At 74.4% G+C, this 23,418-nt stretch carries 20 protein-coding genes and 1 pseudogene; 11 read left to right on the forward strand and 10 right to left on the reverse strand.

The features are described from left to right. Window positions 1-109 precede the first annotated feature (109 nt). Window positions 110-1,636 (reverse strand): hypothetical protein, encoded by a 1,527-nt coding sequence (locus WN71_RS22755; protein ID WP_046583310.1) that lies wholly within the window; start codon window positions 1,634-1,636, stop codon window positions 110-112. A 254-nt stretch (window positions 1,637-1,890) separates the two neighbouring features. Next, window positions 1,891-2,586, reverse strand: a complete 696-nt coding sequence (locus tag WN71_RS22760; RefSeq protein WP_046583309.1) for a GntR family transcriptional regulator — start codon at window positions 2,584-2,586, stop codon at window positions 1,891-1,893. Between the two features lie 237 nt (window positions 2,587-2,823). On the opposite strand from WN71_RS22760, the gene WN71_RS22765 reads away from it, so the two are divergent. The 5 genes from WN71_RS22765 (at window position 2,824) to WN71_RS22785 (ending at window position 7,459) form a co-directional block, all read left to right on the forward strand. Further along, entirely contained in the window at window positions 2,824-4,143 is a 1,320-nt protein-coding gene (locus tag WN71_RS22765; protein ID WP_046583307.1) for an MFS transporter, read from the forward strand. Further along, window positions 4,140-5,126, forward strand: coding sequence for a putative hydro-lyase (locus WN71_RS22770; RefSeq protein ID WP_240529719.1), 987 nt, complete (start codon window positions 4,140-4,142; stop codon window positions 5,124-5,126). Before WN71_RS22765 ends, WN71_RS22770 begins: the two co-directional genes overlap by 4 nt. A 70-nt stretch (window positions 5,127-5,196) precedes the next feature. Next, window positions 5,197-5,955, forward strand: coding sequence for a LamB/YcsF family protein (locus tag WN71_RS22775; RefSeq protein WP_046583305.1), 759 nt, complete (start codon window positions 5,197-5,199; stop codon window positions 5,953-5,955). Further along, the gene (locus tag WN71_RS22780; protein ID WP_167382947.1) at window positions 5,952-6,593 is read left to right on the forward strand and encodes a 5-oxoprolinase subunit B family protein; all 642 of its coding nucleotides are present in this window, start codon (window positions 5,952-5,954) and stop codon (window positions 6,591-6,593) included. The genes WN71_RS22775 and WN71_RS22780 overlap by 4 nt, the downstream gene beginning before the upstream one ends. Beyond that, window positions 6,590-7,459: a 5-oxoprolinase subunit C family protein gene (locus WN71_RS22785; RefSeq protein WP_046583300.1), complete on the forward strand. Its 870-nt coding sequence runs from the start codon at window positions 6,590-6,592 to the stop codon at window positions 7,457-7,459. The genes WN71_RS22780 and WN71_RS22785 overlap by 4 nt, the downstream gene beginning before the upstream one ends. Window positions 7,460-7,564: 105 nt before the next feature. On the opposite strand, the gene WN71_RS22790 is transcribed toward WN71_RS22785, so the two are convergent. The 5 genes from WN71_RS22790 to WN71_RS22810 form a co-directional block, all read right to left on the reverse strand. Next, on the reverse strand, window positions 7,565-8,422 hold the full coding sequence (locus WN71_RS22790) for an SGNH/GDSL hydrolase family protein (RefSeq protein ID WP_046583298.1): 858 nt from the start codon (window positions 8,420-8,422) through the stop codon (window positions 7,565-7,567). Then, window positions 8,419-9,672, reverse strand: a complete 1,254-nt coding sequence (locus WN71_RS22795; protein WP_079178030.1) for a glycosyltransferase — start codon at window positions 9,670-9,672, stop codon at window positions 8,419-8,421. The genes WN71_RS22790 and WN71_RS22795 overlap by 4 nt, the downstream gene beginning before the upstream one ends. Next, entirely contained in the window at window positions 9,669-10,796 is a 1,128-nt protein-coding gene (locus tag WN71_RS22800; protein WP_046583296.1) for a glycosyltransferase family 4 protein, read from the reverse strand. Before WN71_RS22800 ends, WN71_RS22795 begins: the two co-directional genes overlap by 4 nt. A 402-nt stretch (window positions 10,797-11,198) precedes the next feature. After that, window positions 11,199-12,626 carry a HEAT repeat domain-containing protein gene (locus tag WN71_RS22805; RefSeq protein ID WP_046583286.1) on the reverse strand — a complete coding sequence of 476 codons (1,428 nt, stop codon included), beginning with the start codon at window positions 12,624-12,626 and terminating at the stop codon, window positions 11,199-11,201. A 301-nt stretch (window positions 12,627-12,927) separates the two neighbouring features. Then, window positions 12,928-13,320: an ankyrin repeat domain-containing protein gene (locus WN71_RS22810; RefSeq protein ID WP_046583284.1), complete on the reverse strand. Its 393-nt coding sequence runs from the start codon at window positions 13,318-13,320 to the stop codon at window positions 12,928-12,930. A 351-nt stretch (window positions 13,321-13,671) separates the two neighbouring features. On the opposite strand from WN71_RS22810, the gene WN71_RS22815 reads away from it, so the two are divergent. Further along, window positions 13,672-13,866 carry a hypothetical protein gene (locus WN71_RS22815; RefSeq protein ID WP_046583282.1) on the forward strand — a complete coding sequence of 65 codons (195 nt, stop codon included), beginning with the start codon at window positions 13,672-13,674 and terminating at the stop codon, window positions 13,864-13,866. A gap of 40 nt (window positions 13,867-13,906) precedes the next feature. Beyond that, window positions 13,907-15,431 (forward strand): annotated as a pseudogene (locus tag WN71_RS22820) (ATP-binding protein); the annotation flags it as partial. Between the two features lie 745 nt (window positions 15,432-16,176). Here the strand turns inward: WN71_RS22820 and WN71_RS22825 are convergent. Further along, entirely contained in the window at window positions 16,177-17,676 is a 1,500-nt protein-coding gene (locus WN71_RS22825) for an SCO1417 family PLP biosynthesis transcription factor (protein WP_046583281.1), read from the reverse strand. A 99-nt stretch (window positions 17,677-17,775) separates the two neighbouring features. Between WN71_RS22825 and yczE the strand changes: the two genes are divergently transcribed. The 4 genes from yczE (at window position 17,776) to WN71_RS22845 (ending at window position 21,270) form a co-directional block, all read left to right on the forward strand. Then, on the forward strand, window positions 17,776-18,453 hold the full coding sequence (gene yczE / locus WN71_RS22830; RefSeq protein ID WP_046583278.1) for a membrane protein YczE: 678 nt from the start codon (window positions 17,776-17,778) through the stop codon (window positions 18,451-18,453). Further along, entirely contained in the window at window positions 18,450-19,226 is a 777-nt protein-coding gene (locus WN71_RS22835) for a glycerophosphodiester phosphodiesterase family protein (protein WP_046583276.1), read from the forward strand. The genes yczE and WN71_RS22835 overlap by 4 nt, the downstream gene beginning before the upstream one ends. 64 nt (window positions 19,227-19,290) lie before the next feature. Further along, window positions 19,291-20,640 carry an MFS transporter gene (locus WN71_RS22840; RefSeq protein ID WP_046583274.1) on the forward strand — a complete coding sequence of 450 codons (1,350 nt, stop codon included), beginning with the start codon at window positions 19,291-19,293 and terminating at the stop codon, window positions 20,638-20,640. A gap of 255 nt (window positions 20,641-20,895) precedes the next feature. Then, window positions 20,896-21,270, forward strand: a complete 375-nt coding sequence (locus WN71_RS22845; RefSeq protein WP_009187548.1) for an RNA polymerase-binding protein RbpA — start codon at window positions 20,896-20,898, stop codon at window positions 21,268-21,270. 194 nt (window positions 21,271-21,464) lie between these two features. Here the strand turns inward: WN71_RS22845 and fxsA are convergent, their stop codons facing one another. Beyond that, the gene (gene fxsA, locus WN71_RS22850) at window positions 21,465-22,025 is read right to left on the reverse strand and encodes an FxsA family membrane protein (protein ID WP_046583270.1); all 561 of its coding nucleotides are present in this window, start codon (window positions 22,023-22,025) and stop codon (window positions 21,465-21,467) included. Window positions 22,026-22,187: 162 nt separating this feature from the next. Continuing rightward, window positions 22,188-22,982 (reverse strand): polyprenol monophosphomannose synthase, encoded by a 795-nt coding sequence (locus WN71_RS22855; protein WP_046583268.1) that lies wholly within the window; start codon window positions 22,980-22,982, stop codon window positions 22,188-22,190. Window positions 22,983-23,418 lie beyond the last annotated feature (436 nt).

A 23,418-nucleotide genomic window follows, 5' to 3' on the forward strand; every position in this document is an offset into this window, starting at 1 on the left:
GAGGCGCCCGTGCCGCCTCGGCCCGGTCCCTGGCCGTCCGCTTCCTTCCGGGCGGCGCTCATGCCGCCTCGGCCCGGTCCACGGCGGTCCGCTTCCCTCCGGGGCGCGCTCATGCCGCCTCCGTCCGGTCCGCGGCCATCCCCGCCGCGTCGAGCAGGGCGGTGCCCACGATGAGGTCGGCTCCGCCGAACTCGGGGTCGTCCAGTTCCGTCCCGTCGTCCACGGCGAACAGCAGCTTCTCCTCGCCCTGGCGGTAGGCGGTGCCGACGGCCGGGCTCGCCGCGTGGACGGAGAGCAGGGCCACCAGGTACGGAAGGTCGGGATCCTGGCGGCGGGCGTCGGCGAGCAGGCCCGACAGCCGGCGCGGGGCGTCGGCGGGCAGGTCGAGCAGGTTCATGGCGGCGGCCAGCTGCTCCTCGCTGAACCTGCTGTCGTCGGGGGTGGCGACGAGGTCCGGCTCCGGCATCTCGGCGCCCAGGTGCTCCCGCTCCACCGGCGGCGTCAGCAGCAGGTCCACCAGGTCGCCCACGCGCACGGACGCGGGCGTGCGCAGGCCGGTGCCCTGGGCGAAGAAGGCGTCCGTGACCCGGAGGGCCCGCTCCAGCGGCAGCGGCAGCACGGGCGCGACGAGGTGCCCGTACAGGTCGATGCCCGAGGTGGCGAGCGGCGCGGCGAAGGCCTGGCGGTCCTGTTCGGCGCGGAAGAGGGGGCCCGCCTCGAGGAGGCGGGACTGCAGCTGGGTGTGGCGCCGGATGCAGTCCTTGACGATGTCGACCAGCTCGGCGGCGCGCCGCTTGTGCTCGGGCTCCTCGCTCTCGTCGCGGGCCTTGCGGATGTTGGTCAGGATCGCGTTCTCGTGGCGGTAGCGGTCGGCCACGTGGTCGAGGGCCTCGGCGATCATGTCGGGGACGCTGTTCAGCCAGTCCACCGCGCGGACGTTGCGCCGGGTCGCGTCCAGGGCGCGGCGCAGGGTCTCGGAGTACTGCACCGTGCGGTAGCGGGCCTGTTCGGCGGCGAGCTGGGCGTCGGCGAGTCGGCCACGGCTGATCAGCACCTCCAACTTGACCTCGGCGGCGATCTGAGCGCTGGTGACGTCGGTGTCGAGGGCGCCGACGAGGACGTTGACCGCCTCGTCCGTGGTGCGCAGGTAGACGACGCCGCCGGGACCCGGGACCTCCTCGATCAGCTTGAAGTCGTAGTCGCGGCGGACGTAGGTGCCGTCCGGGGCGAAGGTGCCGTAGACGGCGCGGAAGCCGCGGTCGACGCTGCCGACGTTGATCAGGCTCTCCAGGACCCAGCGGGCGACGCGCTCGTGCTCGGGGACCGGGCGGCGCGGGGCCTGGGCGGCGATGCGCGGGATGAGCCGAGCCACTATCTGGTCGTGGTCGGCGCCCGTGTCGAAGTCCATGTTCAGGGTGACCAGGTCGATGGCGGCGAGGGCCACCTCCGCCATGCCGTACACCGAGTACTCGCCGGCCAGGTTCGCCTTGCGCGCGTCCAGGTCGTGCAGCGGCGCGGTGCAGGCGAGCGCGCGCAGCCGCCGCGCCAGCCCCTCGTCGGCGGCCGGGCCCGGTGCCGGGCGCGGCCCCGCGCTGAGCTGGGGCGGAACGCGGTCCGTCGATGCTGGCGAAGTCACGGTGCACAGCGTAGGTCCTAGGTCTGACATCGGCCCAAACGGCGCAGACGGACCGGTGGGCCCCACGGACCCCGTCGGCCCCCTCGGATCGCGGGCACCGCAAGCCGCCTCGCCGCGGCCGAAGGGGCGGGCAGGCCCCGGCCGGTGTGCGGAATCTCGCTCCTGGGGCCACGGAGGCGTGCCGCGGCCGTTCCCGGCGGCCCCGGTCACCCGCCACGGCATCCGCTCCCCCGGCCGGCCCCGGGCCGGGCGCGTCAGTCCTCGTCCCCCACCCGCCCCCGGTACACCTCCACCACCCGCTCGAGCGAGTCCGCGAGGTAGACCGACAGTTGCTTTTCGGCCTCTTTCCGGTCGCCCGCCTGGAGGGCATGAAGAATCTGGCGGTTGCGCGCGAGATACGGCTCGTGCAGCCGCCGCGGGTCGTCGACGACGTGAAAGGCGAGGCGCAGCTCGGCGAAGACGCTGCGCATCAGCTCGTCGGTGCGGGCGCTGCCGGCCAGGCCGACGAGTTCGCGGTGGAAGTGGATGTTGGCCGTGCCGAGCCCGCTCCAGTCGTTGCCGACGGCCGCCAGCTGCCCTTCGGTCACGGCGGCGGCGAGCCCGTCCAGCGCGTACGGCGGCTCGCCGAGGCCGCGTACGACGGCGCACTCGACCAGCGTGCGGGTGCGGTAGATGTCCTCGACGTCCTCGACGGTCAGGACCCGGACGAAGACGCCCCGGTTGAGCTCGTGCACCAGCAGGCGCTCATGGGTGAGCAGGCGGAACGCCTCCCGCAAGGTGTTGCGCGAGACGCCGAGCGCACCGCCGATGCTGTCTTCCGACAGCCGAGTTCCCGGTGGGAAGTAGCCCTCGGCGATCCGGCTTCTGAGGATGTCCGCGACGCGTTCGGCGGTGCTCGTACGGCCCAGAAGCGCGCGGTCGTCGGCCAGTCCGGCCAGCTGCTCTGCCATGCCCGGAATTCAACCGCAGACACAAGGACGAAACAACAAGGGTATTGAAGGATCGTTCAACGATCCTCTACCTTGCTGTCCACGGCTTCCGCACACCTTCCGTACGGCACCGCTCACGCTCCGCGCCCTTCCGCACCCCGGCGCTCGCCCGCGCCTTCCGCACTCCTCGGCACCCTCCGCACGCCCTTCCGCACTGCTCACTCACCGCACCCTCCGTCCTCTGTCTGCGAGGTGCACATGAGCACGACCCCTCCCACGCGGTCCCACCCCTCCGGCGCCCGGCCCCGAACCGGTGAACGCGCCCTCGACGGCGGCGCCCTCGGCTGGCTGCGCGCCCTCGGTCCGGACGGCCGGCGCGCCTTCGCCGGCGCGTTCGGCGGCTACGCCCTCGACTCGTACGACTACTTCACGCTGCCGCTGAGCATGGTCGCGCTGGCGGCCTACTTCGGCCTGGACAGCGGCCAGACCGGGCTGTTCACCACCGTCACCCTCGTGGTCTCCGCGGTCGGCGGCGCCGTCGCGGGCATGGTGGCCGACCGGTTCGGCCGGGTCCGGGCCCTGATGATCACCGTGATCACCTACGCCGTGTTCACCGTGGCCTGCGGCTTCGCGCCGGACTTCGGGACGCTGCTGGTCTTCCGCGCCCTCCAGGGCCTCGGCTTCGGCGGCGAATGGGCGGTCGGGGCGATCCTGGTCGCCGAGTACGCGAGCCCCCGCCACCGGGGCCGCACGCTCGGCGCGGTCCAGAGCTCGTGGGCGGTCGGCTGGGGCCTCGCCGCGATCGTCTACACCGTGGTCTTCTCGCTCGCGGGCGACGATCTGGCCTGGCGCGTGATGTTCTGGACCGGGGCGCTGCCCGCACTGCTGGTGCTGTGGCTGCGGCGCCGGGTGCACGACGCGCCGGAGGCGGTCGCGGTGCGGGAGCGCAATCCGCGCCGGGGCTCGTTCGCGGCGATCTTCGCGGCGGGCCGGGACGGCCGGCCGGGCCTGCTGCGCACGACGGTCTTCGCGTGCCTGCTGTCGACGGGCGTCCAGGGCGGCTACTACACGCTGGCGACCTGGGTGCCGACGTATCTGAAGACCGAGCGCGGGCTGTCGGTCGTCGGCACGGGCGGGTATCTGACGTTCCTGATCTCGGGCGCGTTCGCGGGCTATCTGACCGGCGGTCACCTCACCGACCTGCTGGGGCGTCGGCGCAACATCTGGCTCTTCGCGCTGCTGTCCGCGGGCTGCGTCGTCGCCTACGCCCACATCCCCGACGGCGCGGACACCCTGCTGCTGGTGCTGGGCTTCCCGCTCGGGTTCTGCATGTCGGCGATCTTCAGCGGCTTCGGGTCGTATCTGAGCGAGCTCTACCCGACCGCCGTGCGCGGCACCGGGCAGGGCTTCACCTACAACACCGGCCGGGCGATCGGCGCGGTCTTCCCCACCACGGTCGGCTTCCTCGCCGACAGCTGGGGCGTGGGCGGTGCGCTGGTCTTCGGCGCCCTCGGGTACGCGCTCGCGGCGCTGGCGCTGCTCGGACTGCCGGAGACCCGCGGAAGGGAGCTGGCGTGAACCGGACACAGGACCTCCTGCCGCCCGACGCCGACCGGGAGGACCCGACGCGGGCCCTCCCGCCGCCCCGCACCGACCAGGAGGACCCGATGCACGACCACCCCGGCCCGGTCGGCGTGGACGGCCCGGCGCAGGACCTCCCGCCGCTCTACGTCGACCGGGAGTACCGGGCGCAGGACCTCCCCCTGCTCCTCGTCGACGGCGAGGCCCGTGGCTGGCATCCGAGAGCGGCCCGCAAACGGTTCCGTGCGGGCCTGACCGGCCCCACGGCCGGGGTCGCCGCGGGCCACACGCAGGTCAACCTCATCGCGGTGCCCGCCGACTGGGCGTACGACATGCTGCTGTTCTGCCAGCGCAACCCGAAGCCCTGTCCGGTCCTCGACGTCACCGACGCCGGGTCCTGGACCACCGTCCTCGCGGACGGCGCCGACCTGCGCACCGATCTGCCGCGCTACCGCGTGTGGCGGGACGGCGAGCTGGCCGACGAGCCGACGGACGTACGCGCGTACTGGCGGGACGACCTGGTGTCGTTCCTCATCGGGTGCAGCTTCACCTTCGAGTGGGCGCTGACCCGGGCCGGTGTGCCCGTCCGCCACCTGGAGCAGGGCCGCAACGTGCCGATGTACGTGACCGACCGTCAGTGCAGGCCCGCCGGACGGCTGCACGGGCCGATGGTGGTGTCCATGCGGCCGGTCCCGCCGGAGCATCTGGCGGCGGCGATCCACGAGAGCAGTCTGCTGCCCGCGGTGCACGGCAGTCCGGTGCACTGCGGGGACCCCTCGGCCCTCGGCATCGCGGACCTCGCCCGGCCCGACTTCGGCGACCCGGTGACCGCCGCGCCCGACGACATCCCGGTGTTCTGGGCCTGCGGGGTCACCCCCCAGGCCGCGGTCATGGCCTCGCGCCCGCCGTTCGCCATCACCCACGCGCCGGGCCAGATGTTCCTCACGGACGCACGGGACGAGAAGTACCGGGTGATCTGACGACGACCGGCCTCAGGTCCGGTCGGCCCGGGTGCCATCAGTTCGAGCGACACGAAAGACACGGAGTTCCATGATCTCGATCGATCTCAACGCCGACCTCGGCGAGGGCTTCGGCCGCTGGCGGCTGACCGACGACGAACAGCTGCTGTCCGTCGTCACCAGCGCCAACGTGGCCTGCGGCTTCCACGCCGGGGACGCGGCCACCATGCGGCGGGTGTGCGCGCTCGCGGCGGAACGCGGCGTGGCGATCGGCGCGCAGGTCTCCTACCGGGACCTGGCGGGGTTCGGGCGGCGCGCGATGGACGTGCCGCCCGCCGAACTGGCCGCCGAGGTGGCGTACCAGACAGGCGCCCTGGAGGTGTTCGCGCGGGCGGCGGGCGCGCGCGTCGCGTACGTCAAGCCGCACGGCGCGCTCTACAACCGCGTGGTGCACGACGAGGGGCAGGCCGCCGCGGTCGTCGAAGGGGTGCTCCTCGCGGGCGCCGCGCTGCCCGTGCTGGGGCTGCCCGGCTCGCGGCTGCTTGAGCTGGCCGCGAAGGCGGGGCTGCCGGCCGTGCCGGAGGCGTTCGCCGACCGTGCCTACACCGCGCGGGGCACGCTGGTGCCGCGCGGCGAGGACGGCGCCGTCGTCACCGACCCGGCCGACGTCGTCGAACGGGCGATGGGGATCGCCACCGCCGGCACCGTCGTCTCGCACACCGGCGAGCCGGTCGAGGTGCGCGCCCGCTCCCTGTGTCTGCACGGCGACACGCCCGGCGCGGTGGAGCTGGCGCGCCGGGTGCGGCGGCGGCTGGAGGCGGCGGGCGCGCGCCTGGAGTCCTTCGCATGAGGATGCTGCCGAAGATCGTGCCGAGGGTGCTGCCCGTCGGGGACGACGCCCTGCTCGTGGAGGTCTCCTCGGGCGACGCGGCCCAGGCGCTCCACGCCGAACTGCTGCGCCGCCGCGCCGAGGGCCTGCTGGCGGTGCGCGAGATCGTGCCGGCGGCCCGTACCGTCCTGCTCGACGGCGTCGCCGAACCGGCGCGCACGGCACGGCAGTTGGCTGCGCTGGAGGTGCCGTCCACCCTGCCCGCGACCGGTGCCGCGGTCGAGATCCCGGTCCGCTACGACGGTCCCGACCTGGCCGATGTCGCCGCGCACTGGGGTGTCGCCGAGCGGGAGGTGGCACGGCTGCACGCGGCCACCGAGTTCCGCGTCGCGTTCTGCGGCTTCGCCCCCGGGTTCGGCTATCTCACCGGACTGCCGGCGCGGTACGACGTCCCCCGCCGGACCACCCCGCGCACGGCCGTGCCCGCGGGCGCCGTGGCCCTGGCGGGACCGTACACGGGTGTGTACCCGCGGTCCTCGCCGGGCGGCTGGCAGCTGATCGGCACGACGGACGCGGTGCTGTGGGACCACGCGCGCACACCGGCGGCGCTGCTGTCGCCGGGGACGCGGGTGCGGTTCGTGGCGGTGGGCGCCGTATGACGGACCGTGCGCTCGCCGTCGTACGGAGCGGGGCGCTGACCACCGTGCAGGATCGCGGGCGGGCCGGGTTCGCGCATCTCGGCGTGGGGCGTTCCGGCGCGCTGGACGCGCCCGCCGCCGCGCTCGTCAACCGGCTCGTCGGCAACGGGCCGGAGGCCGCCGTCCTGGAGACCACCCTCGACGGCTGCGCGCTGCGCCCGCGCCGCGCGGTCACCGTGGCGGTCGGGGGCGCCCCCTGCCCGGTCACGGTGGACGGCCGGCCCGCCGCCTGGGGCGCGCCGGTCGCCGTCCCGGCGGGCGGGCTGCTCGACGTCGGACGGGCGGTGGCCGGCCTGCGCAGCTACGTCGCCGTGGCGGGCGGGGTGGCCGTCGAGCCGGTGCTCGGCAGCCGCTCCACCGACCTGCTGTCCGGGCTCGGACCGCCGCCGCTCACCGCCGGGACCGTGCTGCCGGTGGGGCCGCCGGACGGCGGGCGGCACGCGCGCGTGGACGTGGCGCCGCAGCCGGGGCCGCCGGCCGAGCTGGTCCTGCGGGTGACGCCCGGGCCGCGCGACGACTGGTTCACGCCGCAGGCCGTACGCACCTTCACCTCCGGCGCCTACGAGGTGTCCGCGGCGAGCAACCGCATCGGGCTGCGCACGCTGGGGCCGGTCCTGGAGCGCGCCGTGACCGGTGAACTCCCCAGCGAGGGAATGGTCCTGGGCGCGGTCCAGGTGCCGCCCGACGGCCGGCCCCTGGTCTTCCTCGCGGACCATCCGACCACCGGGGGCTATCCGGTGATCGGCGTGGTGCGCGGCGCGGACCTCGCGGCGGCGGCGCAGGCACGGCCGGGCACTCCGGTCCGGTTCGTGGCGGTACGGCGCTGAACCGGCCGGAACCGGGGCCGTAGCAGGGCCGGTCCGCCGGACGGGGCTCGTCGAACCGGGGCCGTACCAGAGCCTGTCCGACGGACGGGGGTCGTCGGACAGGCCCTACGCCGCGTCCGGCCGCTCCGCGGTGGTCAGGGCCGCGAGCGCCGCGGCGACCGCGGCGGAGGCGTGCAGGTCGAGCCGGGCGCTGGTGCCGCGGGCCCGGTGGCGCATCTCGTCGGCGGCCAGCCGCAACAGCTGCGGCAGCAGGTCCGTGCAGCGCCGGGCCACCCAGGCGGTGCCCGCGGTGGCCAGCCACAGCAGGCTCGCCGAGCGGGTGGGCGCCGGGAACTCCGGCTCGGGCGACGGCGCGGGCCCGCCGGCCCGGCCCGCCGCGGCGAGCAACGCATGGAAGCGGAGGGCGAGTTGCCGGTGGCCGCGCTCGCCCGGGTGGAGCCGGTCCGCGCTCCACATCGCGCGGTCGGCGAGCCACGCGCCTTCGCCCGCGTGCAGGTGGACGGCGCCGTACCGGTCGGAGAGGGCGTGCACGACGGTGTTGACCGCGCGCTGCCGCCGGGCCAGCGGGCGGGCCAGCGCGCCGGGCAGGCCGAGCATCGCGCCGGGATCGGGCAGGCAGGCCGTGAGGACGACGGAGCCGCGGGCGGAGAAGGCGGCGTAGACCTGGTCGAGGCGCTCCGCCACGGCGTGGATGTCGAAGGTGCAGCGCAGGGTGTCGTTGACGCCGATGACGACCGAGACGACGTCGGGGCTCAGGTCGAGCGCCGCCGGTGTCTGCCGTTCCAGCACGTCACGGGTCTGCGCGCCGCTGACCGCGAGGTTGGTGAACCGGACGTTCTCCCCGGGCAGCGGGGCGAGGCCGTCGGCGAGCAGCGCGGCCCAGCCGCGCCGGCCGCCGGCGACGGGGTCCCCGACCCCCTCGGTGAGCGAGTCCCCGAGGGCGACGAAGCGCACGGGTCTCATAGGACGCCCTCCGCGACCGTGGGGCGCGCGGGCCCCGGCAGTTCCGCGGCTGCGGCCGGGGCCGACGCGCCGCCCGCGCGGGTGGACACGACCGGCGGGTCCGCGGGGACCGGCCCCGTGTGCACGGCCGCGTCGTGCGCCCGGAGGAACGCGTCCACCGCGGTCCCCCAGCCGAAGCACTCCGCACGCGCGCGTGCCGCGTCCCGGCGGCCGGGCCCGGGGCGGTCCAGGACGTCTTCGACGGCGTCGGCGAAGGCGGATCCGCGGTCGGCGGCGACCGCGCCCGCCGAGCCGATCACCTCCGGCAGCGCGGACGACGCGCTCGCGACGACCGGCGTACCGCAGGCCATGGCCTCCAGGGCGGCGAGGCCGAACGTCTCGGCCGGGCCCGGCGCCAGGGCCACGTCGGCGGACGCCTGGAGCGCGCCGAGCAGCCCCCGGTCGGAGACGTGGCCGAGGAAGGTCACCGGCAGGCCGCGCTCGCGGGCCCGCGCCTCCAGGCGGGGCCGCAGCGGGCCGTCCCCGGCGACCACCAGGACCGCGGCGCGCCCGCGCCGCAGCAGCGCCTCCAGCGCGTCGAGCGCGGTGCCGGGCCGCTTCTCCACGGACAGCCGGGAGCACATCACCAGGAGGGTCTGGTCCTCGCGCGCGTAACGGGCGCGCAGCCCGGGGGCGCGCAGGGCGGGGTGGCGGCCGGTGAGGTCGACGCCGAGCGGGGCGCGTACGACGTTGCGGGCGCCGATGCGCACGAACTCCCGGGCGGCGAACTCGGTGGTGCACACCACGCGCGCGTAGGTGTGCGCGGTGCGGGTGTTGAGCGCGTCGGCGGCGCGCCGGGAGAGGTTCTCCGGCAGCCCCCAGGTGCGCAGGACGCCGTCGGCGGTCTCGTGGGAGACCATCACGGCGGGGACGCGGGCGCGGCGCGCCCAGCGGCCGGTCCAGCGCAGGGTGGTGCGGTCGGAGACCTCCAGGCGGTCCGGGGCGAGTTCCTCCAGGAGGTCCGCCACGCGCCGCTTGTCGGTGAGGACGCGGTAGCCGCCGGTGCCGGGGAGCAGGGGGCCGGGCAGGGTGATCACCCGGCCCTGCTCGGTGTCGCGGTCGGTGTGCCGCTCGCCGGGCACGACGAGCACGGCTTCGTGGCCGGCCGCCTGGAACCCCTTGCCCAGTTCGCGCAGGGCGGTGCGCAGGCCGCCGGAGGCGGGGGCGACGAAGTTGGCGAGGCGGACGATCCGCAGGCCGGTGTCCTTCATGCCGCCACCGCCGGCTTCCGCGCGCCGAGCACGTCGTGATAGTGCCCGATCAGCTGGTCGCCGACGGCGGCCCAGGTGCGGCCCTCGACCATGGCGCGCCCGGCGGCGCCGTACGCGGTCCGCAGGGCGGGGTCGGCGGCCAGGGACCGTACGGCGTCCCGTACGGCGTCGGCGTCGCGCGGCGGCACGAGGAGCCCGGTGCGGCCGTGGGCGACCAGGTCGAGGGGGCCGCCGACGGCGGGCGCCACGACGGGGACGCCGCTGGCCATGGCCTCCTGGACGGTCTGGCAGAACGTCTCGAAGGGGCCGGTGTGCGCGAAGACGTCGAGGGAGGCGAAGATCCGGGCGAGTTCGTCGCCGGTACGGCGGCCGAGGAAGACCGCGCCGGGCAGCGCCTCGGCCAGTCCGGGCCGGCTGGGGCCGTCGCCGACCACCACGACCTTCACGCCCTCCAGGCCGCAGACGCCGGCGAGCAGTTCGACCTGCTTCTCGGGGGCGAGGCGGCCGACATAGCCGACGATCAGCTCGCCGTTCGGGGCGAGTTCGCGGCGCAGGGCGGCGTCGCGGTGTTCGGGCCGGAAGCGGACGGTGTCCACGCCACGCGGCCACAGCCTGACCCGCGGGATGCCGTGGGCCTCCAGGTCGCGCCGGGCGGCGGTGGAGGGGGCGAGGGTGCGGGCGGCGGCCGCGTGCACGGAGCGGATGCGGCGCCAGGCGACGGCCTCTCCGGCGCCCATGTAGGTGCGGGCGTAACCGGCGAGGTCGGTCTGGTAGACGGCCACGGCGGGCACGCCGAGCCGGGCGGCGGCGGCCATGCCGCGGACGCCGAGGACGAAGGGGCTCGCCAGGTGGACGACGTCGGCGCGGTGCTCGGCGATCGCCGCGGCCACGCGTCGGCTGGGGAGGGCGACGCGCACCTGGGGGTAGCCCGGGAGCGGGAGGGAGGGGACGTGGACGACGGGGCACGGCGCCGAGGCGTCGGTGCCGGTGCCGGCCGCGGGGGCCGGGGCGACGACGAGCGGGGCGTGACCGCGATCGACGAGGTGCCGGGCGGTCTGGAGCGCGCAGTGGGCCACGCCGTTCACATCGGGGGGAAAGGATTCGGTCACGATGACGACACGCATACCCGTGTTGTCGCCGGGCTGGACGTGCCCGCGTCAACGTGGATCTTTCCGGCCGAGGAACGGTCCATGAGCGTTGCGGTGCGCCCCCGGGCAGGTCGGACGGCGTCCACACGGGTCCGCCCCGCGAGTCACCCGGCGTTCACGCTGCCGCTCGGGGAGGGCGGGGTGGGGGCGCGCCACCCGTCCATCCTCCGCCCCACGGGCGGGCACTCGGCGCCGTACCCCCGCGCGGGCACGTCGTGGCCACTCGCGCAGTTCCCCGCGCCCCTGGGTGGGCTGAGGCAAGGCCCCCTCAGGGGCGCGGGGAACTGCGCGATCGGCCCCCACCGGCCCGCGGACAACACTCGACCTGGACGGCCGCCGCAGCGCAGTCCCCCGCGCCCGGGGGGGGCGTACCCCTGCCTAAGCCGAGCGCAGCGGCCCCGCGTCGGGGCCGATCCGGCTGCGGACCGCCGTCTGGACCTCGTCCTCCTCCGCGGGATCCGCGGCCAGGCGGCGCAGGCGTTCGACGACGCGGGCGTCCCCGGTCTCGGCGTGGCGGGCGGCCAGTTCGCGGGTGGTCTCCTCGCAGTCCCAGAGGCATTCGACGGCGAATCCGGTGGCGAAGGAGGGGTCGGTCGCGGCGAGGGCGCGGGCGGCGCGGCCGCGCAGATGGGAGGAGGCGGTCTCGCGGTAGACATGGCGCAGGACCGGTGCCGCGCAGACGATGCCGAGCCGTCCGGTGCCGTCGACGAGGGTCCACAGGGTCGGCGCGTCGGGCCCCTCGCCCCGTACGGCCTCACGGAGCGCGGCGAGGACGAGGTCGCTGTCGCGGGTGCCGCCGCGGCAGGCGAGCACGCGTCCGGCGGCGGCGCCGAGGGCGTCGGGCCGGCGGGCCCAGCCGCGGGCCCGGTCGACGGCGGCGACGCTCCGCATGCGTTCGAAGGCGTCGACGGCGGCGTCCACGACGGGGGCGGTCCCGCCGGCGACCGCGGCCTCGACGAGGTCGAGGGCGTCGGGATCGTTCGCGTCGGCGAGATAGCGCAGGGCGGTGCAGCGGGCTCCCTCGCTGCCGTCCTGTGCCGCGCGGACGATCTCCGGCCGGTCCTCGGGCCCGGCCACGGCGGCCAGGCAGCGGGCGGCGGGCACATGGAGCGCGGCGCCGCGTTCGACGCCCTGCTGGGCCCATTCGAGGACGGCGCCCACGCTCCAGCCGGGCCGCGGTCCCGAGGGCCGCATCTGGCGTTGCCAGCGGTCGAAGCAGCCGGTCTCCTGGGCGGCCCGCACCCGCGTGCCGATGGCCTCCCGCGGATCCTCGGCCCACAGTCGCCAGGGCCGCGGCTCGAACGCGTCGCGTACGGCGGCGGCGAGTTCGGCCTCGCCCTCGGGGTCGGCCGGGAAGCGGGCCAGGACGGGGACGGCGAGGGCGCGCAGGCCCGCGTCGTCGTCGCGCAGGGCGAGTTCGTCGAGGGCCCAGGCCCAGTTCGAGCCGGTCTCGGCGTACCTGCGCAGCAGGGCGAGGGCGTCCCGCCGGCCGTAGGAGGCCAGGTGCCCGAGGACCGCCAGCGCGAGGCCGGTGCGTGACTCGTCGGTGTCGAGCACGTCCTCGGGGTTGAACAGGTGCGTCTCGATGGCGTCGAGGCCGCCGCCGAGGTCGAGGTAGAGGCGGGCGTAGTACAGGGAGCGGTTCTCCACCTGCCAGTCGTGGCGGGGATCGCGCAGCACACAGTGGTTCAGGGCCGCGAGCGCCTCGGCGCGCGGGGCGGTGAGCGCGTGCAGCGTGCCGTCGCCACGGCCTCGCTGAAGCAGGCCGAGCAGCGTGCCGCTGGGCGCTATGACCGGATCGAACATGGGAAACAGCCTCACATCAAGCGTCGACGCAACCGGGGACCACGCACTACCTGGCCGCGTGACACAACGTCGGGGCGCCCGCCGTCTCTTGCTTGCTGTAGACCATCTTCCTCTGCCTCTCGTCGGTGGCCCATGCGGACCGCATCACGGCCCGCGCGGTGCGGCATCACCTGCCCAGCCATCGCGTCCGTGAATCACGACGTCATGATGACTCGCGGGTTTCTCCTGCCGCGACCGTATTTCCGGCGGCCCTTTACCGCCTCCCCCGTTTTCTGTGTCTGTGCTGGTCGGACGGTGTGCGTCAGTGCACTCCGAACAGTTCCAGCAATTCCTTCCTGCCGAACATACGAGCGGTGTCGACGGCCGACGGGGTACCCGCGGCCGGGTCGGCTCCGCCTTCGAGCAGCGCCTCGATCACGGCCTGCTCGCCCTTGAAGACCGCCCCCGCGAGCGGCGTCTGGCCGCGGTCGTTGGCGGTGTCGGCGGCGGCGCCGCGGGCGAGGAGCGCGCGGACCGCCTCGGCGTGGCCGTGGTAGGCGGCGAGCATCACCAGGGTGTCGCCGCGGTCGTTGGTGAGGTCGGCCGGGACACCCGCGTCGACGTACGCCACGAGAGCCTCCGTCTGCCCCTTCCGAGCCAGATCGAAGATCTTGGTCGCGAGCTCCACGACCTCGGGGTCGGGCGCTTCACTCATCGGTCGGGCCGCCTCTCACTGGGGACTGCGGGGAACTCCGGAGAGCTTCGGGGGGCCGGGTGGGCCCTCCGGTGGAGGGTACGGCAGCGAGCGGTTGCCGTCCGTACGGGTGAAACGTCAGCGTACTGGCCCGCGCGGCACATGACCCGATCCGCCCGAGGTAAAGATCACGTCAGCCTCGAACGGGGCAACAACCCTGCCCAACCGGGCGCCGGTCGGCCCGGCAAGGCTCGGCCGACCGGGCGAAATCGCCCACATTCCACTCAGTTGCACCTTTTATCGTATGGATACATCCTGTGATCCTGGAAGTACTCATGGTGACTGTCCCCCTCGACACCAGGAGAAACCGAAATGATCCTGTCCATGTCAGGCGTCGTCCTGCTCGCCATCATCGTTTTCCTGTTCTTCAAGAAGGACGGGCTGAAGGCGTCGCACGCCGTGACCACCTCTCTGTTCGGCTTCTATCTCGCCAGCACGGCCATCGCCCCGAGCATCAAGGCCGGCGGCGAGAGCCTGGCGAGCCTGCTCGGCGGCATCAAGTTCTGACGCCGCCTCTCCCGTCCCTCCGCACCTACAGGAGACAGCAGTGGCCCGGCGCCCCCTTCCCCGCATCCTGAGCACAGGCAGCGCGCAGATCGCCCGCAGCAGGGAGCTGGCACGGACGGCGGCCGACAGCGCCACCGACGTCCTGCACCCGCTGATCACGATCACGCGTGGGCTGCGCCGGCTGGCCTCGGCCGGACGGCGCAAGTGGGCGGACACGCCCAAGGACAAGCGCGGGCCGCTGCTCTTCCTGGTGGCCTCGCTCGTCCTGGTCGTGGCGCTCGCACCGTACGGCCCGCTGCTCGCCGTCATCGTCGTGATGACGGCGGCGGCCTGGCAGGGCCGGGACCGCACACCGGCGGCTCCCGAAGACCCCGACCCGGCCCGGGCCGAACGCCTCCAGTCGCTGTACGAGGCCCTGGTCCCGTACTTCGCGGCGGCCGAGGACCCGGCACCGATGTACGCCCACGGCGGCGACTGGGAGGCGGTCTTCCCGGCCCACGAGTTCGACGACGCGGGCCGGGTGTCCCACCTCCTGGTCCGCTATCCGGCCTACTTCCCGGACGGCGAGGCCGAGTCCCGCCTGCGGGTGGAACAACTGCTCACGGCCAAGTCCGGCCGGGGCCGTGAGTACCACTTCACCTGGGACGAGGAGGGCAACCAGCTCACGGTCGCCGTCCTCGCCCCCCTGCCCACCGACATCGCCGCGCAGCGCTTCGTCACCACCCCCGGCGAGACCGTGCTCGGGTTCACCGACCCGACGCAGGTCCAGCGCACGCTCCCCCTCACCCACGGGGAGGAGCAGCGCGACGTGCCACCGGTCGTGTGGCGCACCGGAGTCCGCTCCACCGAGCCGCATCTGCTGGTCATGGGCCAGCCCGGCAGCGGCACCTCGACGCTGCTGCGCTCCCTCGCGCTCCAGGCGCTCCAGCACGGCGACGTGTTCGTCGCCGACGGCGGCGGCACCGCCGAGCACGCCTGCCTGACCGGCCGCGACGGTGTCCTCGCCGTCGAGTCCGGGCTGGCCGGGGTGGTGGCCGGCCTGGAGTGGGCGGCCGGCGAGACCGAGCGGCGGCTGATCGCCGCGAACCGGGCCCGCCAGGAGGGCCAGCCCCCGCCGGAGGACACCCGGCGTCCGCTGTGGCTGCTGCTGGACCGGCCGACCGTGTTCACCCATCTGGCCGCCGCGGACGGCCGGGGGGACCCGCAGGCACTGCTCCAGGTGCCGCTGCGACACGGCAGGGCGGCGAACGTCACGGTGGTCGTCGCCGAGCAGTTCGACGGCGCCGAGTCCCTGAGCGACGCCGTACGGCAGCACACGCGCGCGCGTGTCGTGCTCGGGCCGGCCTCCGCCCGCCAGGTGGAGGCGGTGCTGGGCGCGCCCCCGCACACGACCCCGCTCGCCCAGGTCCCGCCCGGCCGCGGCTTCGCCCGGCTCGGGACGGGGGCCGTGCACCGGCTCCAGGTCCCGGCCACGCCCGACCCGTACGACGACGCCACGAGCGACGCCGACCGGCAGGCCGTGCTCGCGCTGCTGCCCCCGCGCACCACCCCCGCGGACGCGAGGACGGCCACGGTCCGGGACACGGAGGCGGTCTCCGTCGACGCCCCGGTGGAGGCGGGGGCGCTGCTCAAGACGGACGCGCTGCTGAAGGCGGACGCACTGGTGCGCAAGGAAGCGCCGACCACGGCGGACCCCTTCGCCAAGGCCGAGGCGCCGACCACGGCGGACGCCTTCGTCAGGGCCGAGGCGCCGGTCACGGCGGACTCCTTCGCCAAGGCCGAGGCGCCGACCACGGCGGACGCCTTCGCCAAGGCCGAGGCGCCGGTCACGGCGGACGCCTTCGTCAAGACGGCGCTGGTCACGGCGAACGCCTTCGCCAAGCCGGACGCACCGGTCGCAGCGGACGCCTTCGTCAAGACGGAGGCGCCGGTCGCGGCTGAGTCCTTGGCCGCGGCGGACGTCTCAGTGACGTCGGAGGCCGGGGCGGAGTCCTCGGTCACGGCGACCCTGGTGAAGGCGGAGGCCACGGCGGACTCCCCGGTGCAGGCGGTGGCGGCGGAGACGCCCTGACCGACTCCCCACCCGCTCCCGTCCCGCTCCCCTCCCGTCGCTCCCCCTGATCCGCGCCCGGCACGAACGACCACGGCCCCCGCATCCCGGTGCTCACCGGGTGGCGGGGGCCGTCGTGCGTCCCCGGCCGGGGCGGCCGGGGCCGAGCGGGCCGGGCCTCCCGGCCGACCGCGCGGCGGACGAACCGCAGGCGAACCGCGACCGGCCGCCCCGCGTCGGCCCCAGGCGCACCGCGGCCCTCAGGCCACGAACGTGCGCGGTGCCTCCGCGCCCAGGTTCGCGCCGGACTGGACCAGGCGGGCCGCGGCGGCCAGCCGGGCCGCCGCCTCGTCCGCCAGCGGGCCGCCGACCGTGAAGGGCAGGCGGACATAGCCCTCGAAGGCGCCGTCGACGCCGAAGCGGGGACCCGACGGCACCCGTACCCCGGTCCGCTCCCCCGCCTCCGCGAGGCGGGAGCCGGACAGGCCACCGGCCCGCGCCCACACGGTCAGGCCCCCCTTGGGCACCTCGAACTCCCAGTCGGGCAGCTCCCGGCGGACCGCCGCCACCAGGTCGTCGCGGTTCTCCCGGGCCTGACCGCGGCGCAGCTCCACCGCCTGTTCCCAGCCGCCGGTGGCGAACAGCCAGTTGACGGCCAGCTGCTCCAGGACGGGCGTGCCCAGGTCGGCGTACGCGCGCGCGGCGACCAGGCTGCGGATCACGTCGGGGGCCGCGCGCACCCAGCCGATGCGCATGCCCGCCCAGAACGCCTTGCTCGCCGATCCGACGGTGATCACCGTCGAGCCGGCCGGGTCGAAACCGCAGACGGGGCGTGGCATGGTCACGTCCTCGTCGAGCCACAGCTCGGACATCGTCTCGTCGGCGACCAGCACCGTGCCCGCGGACCGGGCGGCGTCCACCAGCCGGCGGCGCTGGTCCTCGTCGGCGAGGGCGCCGGTCGGGTTGTGGAAGTCGGCGACCACATAGGCGATCCGGGGCGCGGCCTCGCGCAGCACCTGCCGCCAGCGGTCCATGTCCCAGCCGGCCAGCCCGTCGGCCATGGCCACGGGCACCAGCCGGGCGCCCGCCTCACGCATCAGCTGGAGGATGTTGGCGTACGACGGCGACTCGACGGCGATGCGCTCACCGCGTCCCCCGAAGAGGTGGCAGATGGCGTCGATCGCCCCCATCGCGCCGGTCGTCACCATGATCTGCTCCGGCATGGTCGGGATGCCGCGCGCCGTGTACCGCTCGGCGATCATCGAGCGCAGGGCGGGCAGCCCGGCCGGATAGTCGCCGTGCGTGTGCGCGTACGGCGGCAGTTCCTCCAGGGCGCCCTGCACGGCCCGGGTGAGCCAGGGCTCGGGCGCGGGCAGCGCCGCGCAGCCGAGGTCGATCATCGAGCCGAGCGCCTCCGGCGGCAGCGGTTCCAGGCCCCGGGCCGGGAAGGGATTGCCCGCGGGCACGGCGGTCCAGCTGCCCGCGCCACGCCGGGACTCCAGGAAGCCCTCGGCGCGCAGCGCCTCGTAGGCGGCGGCGACGGTCGTGCGGCTGACGGACAGCGCCACGGCCAGTTCCCGCTCGGCGGGCAGCCGCGCGGCGACCGGGACGCGGCCTTCGAGGACCAGCAGCCGGATGCCGTCGGCGAGGGCCCGGTAGGCGGGCGGGCGGCGGGTGCCGGGACCCGCGGGACGGTCCTGCTGGGAGGTCAGCAGCCGGGCGAGCTGCGCGGCCCCCACCGCCGAGGTCCACTGCGCCATGCGAATCAGTCCACCTTCCCCGAATTGGCCATGGATGGCCCGTACTCCCTCGCCACAGAGTGGCACGAGCCAGGCCACTTCCACCAATGGGGTACCCCTTTGTCCACGCCACCCACGCCCCCCACGCCCCCGACACCTACCACCGCCCGTCGGCTCGTCCAGCTCTACGCCGGTCTCGTGCTCTACGGCGCCAGCTCCGCCCTGCTCGTCCGGGCCGGGCTGGGCCTGGAGCCCTGGGGGGTGCTGCACCAGGGCCTGGCCAGGCTCAGCGGGCTGACCATCGGCGTGGTCTCGATCATCGTGGGCGCGGCGGTGCTGCTGCTGTGGATCCCGCTGCGCCAGCGCCCCGGCCTCGGCACGGTGTCGAACGTCTTCCTCGTCGGACTCGCGATGGACGGCACGCTGGCCCTGGTGCCCGACGCGCACGGACTCGCCGTACGGATCGTGACGATGGCCGCGGGCATCGCGCTCAACGGCGTGGCCACCGGCCTGTACATCTCCGCGGACTTCGGACCGGGCCCACGCGACGGGCTGATGACCGGCCTGCACCGGCGCACCGGCCGCTCCATCCGGCTGATGCGGACCGTCATCGAGGTCACCGTCGTCGTCACCGGCTTCGCGCTCGGCGGCACGATCGGCGTCGGCACCGTCCTGTACGCGGTCTCGATCGGGCCGCTCGCGCAGCTGTTCCTCAAGGTGTTCGCCGTCCCGCGGGCATCGGAGCGCAGTCCGGTCGTTGCCGCCGGGTCACCCGAACGGGCCATACTCGGTCCGTGAGCAACCGGACCGGCCTGATTCGCCACCCCTATCTCGACCACCCCGGCCCCATACCGTTCGCGCACCGCGGCGGCGCGGCCGACGGCCTGGAGAACACCGCGGCGCAGTTCCGCCGCGCGGTGGAGCTGGGCTACCGGTACCTGGAGACGGACGTCCACGCCACGGCGGACGGCCGGCTCGTCGCCTTCCACGACGACACCCTGGACCGGGTGACCGACGGAGCGGGCCGGATCGCCGACCTGCCCTGGGACGACGTGCGCCACGCACGCGTGGCGGGCAGTGAGCCGGTGCCCCTGTTCGAGGAGCTGCTGGAGACCTTCCCCGAGGTCCGCTGGAACGTCGACATGAAGGCGGAACCCACGCTGCGCCCGCTGCTGGAACTGCTGGAGCGGACCGACGCCTGGGACCGGGTCTGCGTCGGCTCGTTCTCCGAGGGGCGCGTCGTGCGCGCCCAGCGGCTCGCGGGCCCGCGCCTGGCGACCTCGTACGGTACGCGCGGAGTGCTCGCCCTGCGGCTGCGCTCCTGGGGGCTGCCGGTCCCGGTGCGCCGGTCGGCTCTCGCCGCGCAGGTGCCGGAGGCCCAGTCGGGCGTCCCGGTGGTGGACCGCCGTTTCGTGCGCACGGCCCACGCGCGCGGGCTCCAGGTGCACGTGTGGACCGTCAACGAACCCGAGCGGATGCACCGGCTCCTGGATCTCGGGGTGGATGGCATCATGACCGATCACATCGACACGTTGCGCAAGGTCATGGAAGACCGGGGCGTCTGGGCCTGAGCCCCGGGCGTCCGCCACCCGGACGCCTTCGCACAGCACCACCGGCGGGGAAGCGAGGGCACGGGTGGACATCGGCACCGTGCGGACCGACGCGGTCGACGAGACCGCGCAGCGGCGCCGCGAACAGCGCGGCTGGTACTTCTACGACTGGGCCTGCTCCGTCTATTCGACGAGCGTGCTCACCGTGTTCCTGGGCCCCTATCTGACGGCGGTGGCCAAGCACGCGGCGGACGCGGACGGGTATGTGCACCCGCTGGGCGTCCCGCTGCGGGCGGGCTCCTTCTTCGCGTACTGCGTCTCCGCCTCCGTGATCCTGTCGATCGTGGCGATGCCGCTGGTGGGCGCCGCGGCCGACCGCAGCGGCCGGAAGAAGCCGCTGCTCGCGGCGGCGGCCTATCTCGGTGCCGCCGCGACGGCGGGACTGTTCTTCCTGAACGGCGACCGCTATCTGCTGGGCGGACTGCTGCTGATCGTCGCCAACGCCTCGCTGGCCGTGTCGATGGTCCTGTACAACTCCTACCTGCCGCAGATCGCCCCACCCGAGGAGCGCGACGCGGTGTCGTCGCGGGGCTGGGCCTTCGGCTACGCGGCCGGGTCGCTGGTACTGATCGGGAACCTGGTCCTGTTCACGGCGCACGACTCGTTCGGCCTGTCGGAGGGGATGGCGGTGCGCATCTGCCTCGCCTCGGCGGGCCTGTGGTGGGGCGCCTTCACCCTGATCCCGCTGAAGCGGCTGCGCGACCGCCGTGCCGTCGCGGCCGCCGGACCCGCGGTGCACGGCTGGCGGCAGCTCGCGGCCACGGTCCGGGACATGCGCGGCAAGCCGCTCACCCTGTCCTTTCTGCTCGCCTACCTGATCTACAACGACGGCATCCAGACGGTGATCTCCCAGGCCTCCGTCTACGGCTCCGAGGAGCTGGGTCTGAGCCAGTCGACCCTGATCACGGCCGTGCTGATGGTGCAGGTGCTGGCGGTGGCCGGCGCCCTGGGCATGGGCCGGCTGGCCCGGACGCACGGCGCCAAGCGCACGATCCTCGGCTCCCTGGTCGCGTGGACGCTCACGCTGGCCGCCGGGTACTTCCTGCCGGCCGGGGCGCCGCTGTGGTTCTTCGTGCTGGCCGCGGGCATCGGGCTGGTCCTGGGCGGCAGCCAGGCGCTGTCCCGCTCCCTCTTCTCCCACCTCGTGCCGCCCGGCAAGGAGGCCGAGTACTTCTCCGCGTACGAGATGAGCGACCGGGGTATGAGCTGGCTCGGGCCGCTGCTGTTCGGCGTCACCTACCAGCTGACCGGAAGCTACCGGTCGGCGATCATCTCGCTGGTGGTGTTCTTCGTGATCGGCTTCGCCCTGCTGGCCCGGGTCCCGGTGGCGCGTGCCATCGCCGACGCGGGGAACCCGGTTCCCGAGAAGATTTAGCGTCACGGGCGAAAGGGCGGTAGTGTACGCGTTTGGCCTGCCTGGCGTACCGTTACTGCGCGTCAAAGATGCCGAAACGCTGGGTGACATCTGCTAGCAGATGTGACAAACCGGGCGCCGGTGGGTAGAACAAGGGGCGGCTACGACGGCGACGCATGACCCTCAACGGGAATCTTTACCGCCGACCGGACGTTGACCGGATGACGACGACAGCGACACCTGTCCTGTGGGCGACAAGCCCGGGAGGCACGATTCATGAGTGAGCGAGCTCTTCGCGGCACGCGCCTCGTGGTGACCAGCTACGAGACGGACCGCGGCATCGACCTGGCCCCGCGCCAGGCCGTGGAGTACGCATGCGAGAAGGGGCACCGCTTCGAGATGCCCTTCTCGGTCGAGGCGGAGATTCCGCCGGAGTGGGAGTGCAAGGTCTGCGGGGCCCCAGCACTCCTGGTGGACGGCGACGGCCCTGAGGAGAAGAAGGCCAAGCCCGCGCGTACGCACTGGGACATGCTGATGGAGCGGCGCACCCGAGAGGAACTCGAAGAGGTCCTCGAGGAGCGTCTCGCCGTACTGCGCTCCGGTGCGATGAACATCGCGGTTCACCCGCGGGACAGCCGCAAGTCGGCCTGACCCTCGGGGACCGCGTGGCCGGACCAAGGCCGTGCGGCAAACAACGCGTCTGCGGGCGCCGAAGGTGGTCTCACCTTCGGCGCCCGCAGCGTTTTTCGCGTTCAGGTGGTCTCGCCTTCGGCGCCCGCAGCGTTTTTCGCGTTCGGTGACCCGCGGCGCCTCGCGCGCGAGCGGGTCAGCGGGTCAGCGGGGGGTCAGCGGTTCAGCGGGGGGCGGGGCCCCTCGTCGCGGGGGTCGGCGGGCTCGTTGCGGATGACCTCGCCCTGGACGACCTTGCCGTCGGGCTGGTGCATGCGGGCCTGCTGGAAGGCGTCGCCGAGGCTGCCGGGGGGCGCCGTGCGCAGCGTGCGGTCCAGCGTGCGCTCACCGAGCCGGCCCACCACCTTCTGCACCGGCGGGATCAGCAGGAGCAGGCCCACCGCGTCCGAGATCAGGCCGGGGATCATCAGCAGCAGACCGCCGAGCATCATCAGGCCGTTGCCGCCGCTGCTCGACGGGGTGCCGCCGCGCTGGAGCGCCTCGTTGAGGTTGCGGAAGGCGCGCCGCCCGGCCCGCTTGATCACCACGGAGCCGAGCACGAAACCGGCGACCAGCAGCAGGAACACCACGAACCCGCTGGTGGCCCCCGCCACGAGGATCAGCAGCCAGATCTCCAGCACCAGCCACACGGCGACGCCCAGCGGCAGGAACGTGCGCAGCCGGGAGCGCCGGGGCCGGGCGGTGGGATTCGAGGAGGTCGGAACGCCAGTCGTCATGCTTCCAGTGTGCCTGGGCCCGGCTCAGTGCGGGATAAGCGGACGATCAGCCCCGCCTGTGGGTGCCGCCGGCCGGGCGGCACTCCCAGGGACGGCGGCGCGGTGCGCGTGCCGGGGACCGGGCAGCGCCCGGCAGGAACCGGGCAGCGCCCGCCGGAGCCTCTACTTCCGCGGCGGACGGCTGGTGAGCTTGCCGACCCGCTCGCCCACGCCCCAGGTCGTCACCCGCCAGAGCGCCTCGACCAGGATGTCGCGGCTCATCTTGGAGTCGCCGAACTCGCGCTCGACGAAGGTGATGGGCACCTCGACGACGTGGTAGCCGGCCTTGACCGCGCGGCGCGCGAGGTCGACCTGGAAGCAGTAGCCCTGCGAGGCGACCTCGTCGAGGCCGAGGCCCTCCAGGGTCTCGCGGCGGAAGGCGCGGTAGCCGCCCGTGATGTCGCGCAGCGGCAGGTCCAGGGCGAGACGGGAGTAGAGGCTGCCGCCGCGGGAGATGAACTCGCGGGACTTGGGCCAGTTCACCACCCGGCCGCCGGTCACCCAGCGCGAGCCGAGCACGAGGTCGGCGTTCTTGAGGGCGGTCAGCAGCCGGGGCAGTTCCTCGGGCTGGTGGGAGCCGTCGGCGTCCATCTCGACCAGCACGCCGTAGCCGTTGTCCAGGCCCCAGCGGAAGCCCGCGAGATAGGCGGCGCCGAGGCCCTCCTTGCCCTTGCGGTGCAGCACCTGGACGTGGTCGTCCTCGGCGGCCAGCTCGTCGGCGAGCTTGCCGGTGCCGTCGGGGCTGTTGTCGTCGGCCACGAGAACGTGCACCTCGGGGACCGCCCTCCGCACGCGGCCGACGATGGCCTTGATGTTCTCCGCCTCGTTGTAGGTCGGAATGATCACCAAGGCGGTGCCGAGCGGGCCGAACCGCCTCGCCCGGACCTGTGCCGCGGGAGTCCCGTCGCCGTCAGTCACTGCTGCCCCTTCATGTCCGTACGCAGACATCCACCATAGTGGCCACGGCCTGCGGTGACGTGACAGGACGTTCGTACCGTGGTGTCGATTGGGCAAGAACGGGGTAAGTGCGCAGGTTCGGTCCTTGCGGTTGCCGTGGGTTCGGTCCTTGCGGTTGCCGCGGGTTCGGTCTCGACGCACCTGCGGATGGGGGCCCGGCGCCCTTCGGGCCGACCTGGGACCCGCTGGCTGCGGATCGACCGAAAGCCGTTGTCTACTGAGCGGCCGGGCCCCACCCGGGTCGCACCTTGCCGACGCGGGAACGTTCCCTCGCCGCGTGGCGCGGGCGCTGAGCCTGGCTCCCAGCGGCGGTGCCCCGAATGGCACACCGCCCCTGACCCAGCGGCGCCGCGACGAGTGCGCGGACGTTCTCCGGTCGGGCGTCCGGTGGTGGACT

Source organism: Streptomyces mangrovisoli, assembly GCF_000974985.2.
Classification (GTDB): domain Bacteria; phylum Actinomycetota; class Actinomycetes; order Streptomycetales; family Streptomycetaceae; genus Streptomyces; species Streptomyces mangrovisoli.

What these genes read in the sequence shown, in the direction of transcription:
- WN71_RS22760 (WP_046583309.1), bottom strand. Translation starts at nt 2,586, where the DNA reads ATGGCAGAGCAGCTGGCCGGACTGGCCGACGACCGCGCGCTTCTGGGC.
- WN71_RS22765 (WP_046583307.1), top strand. Translation starts at nt 2,824, where the DNA reads ATGAGCACGACCCCTCCCACGCGGTCCCACCCCTCCGGCGCCCGGCCC.
- WN71_RS22775 (WP_046583305.1), top strand. Translation starts at nt 5,197, where the DNA reads ATGATCTCGATCGATCTCAACGCCGACCTCGGCGAGGGCTTCGGCCGC.
- WN71_RS22780 (WP_167382947.1), top strand. Translation starts at nt 5,952, where the DNA reads ATGAGGATGCTGCCGAAGATCGTGCCGAGGGTGCTGCCCGTCGGGGAC.
- WN71_RS22785 (WP_046583300.1), top strand. Translation starts at nt 6,590, where the DNA reads ATGACGGACCGTGCGCTCGCCGTCGTACGGAGCGGGGCGCTGACCACC.
- WN71_RS22790 (WP_046583298.1), bottom strand. Translation starts at nt 8,422, where the DNA reads ATGAGACCCGTGCGCTTCGTCGCCCTCGGGGACTCGCTCACCGAGGGG.
- WN71_RS22795 (WP_079178030.1), bottom strand. Translation starts at nt 9,672, where the DNA reads ATGAAGGACACCGGCCTGCGGATCGTCCGCCTCGCCAACTTCGTCGCC.
- WN71_RS22800 (WP_046583296.1), bottom strand. Translation starts at nt 10,796, where the DNA reads ATGCGTGTCGTCATCGTGACCGAATCCTTTCCCCCCGATGTGAACGGC.
- WN71_RS22805 (WP_046583286.1), bottom strand. Translation starts at nt 12,626, where the DNA reads ATGTTCGATCCGGTCATAGCGCCCAGCGGCACGCTGCTCGGCCTGCTT.
- WN71_RS22810 (WP_046583284.1), bottom strand. Translation starts at nt 13,320, where the DNA reads ATGAGTGAAGCGCCCGACCCCGAGGTCGTGGAGCTCGCGACCAAGATC.
- WN71_RS22815 (WP_046583282.1), top strand. Translation starts at nt 13,672, where the DNA reads ATGATCCTGTCCATGTCAGGCGTCGTCCTGCTCGCCATCATCGTTTTC.
- WN71_RS22825 (WP_046583281.1), bottom strand. Translation starts at nt 17,676, where the DNA reads ATGGCGCAGTGGACCTCGGCGGTGGGGGCCGCGCAGCTCGCCCGGCTG.
- WN71_RS22845 (WP_009187548.1), top strand. Translation starts at nt 20,896, where the DNA reads ATGAGTGAGCGAGCTCTTCGCGGCACGCGCCTCGTGGTGACCAGCTAC.
- fxsA (WP_046583270.1), bottom strand. Translation starts at nt 22,025, where the DNA reads ATGACGACTGGCGTTCCGACCTCCTCGAATCCCACCGCCCGGCCCCGG.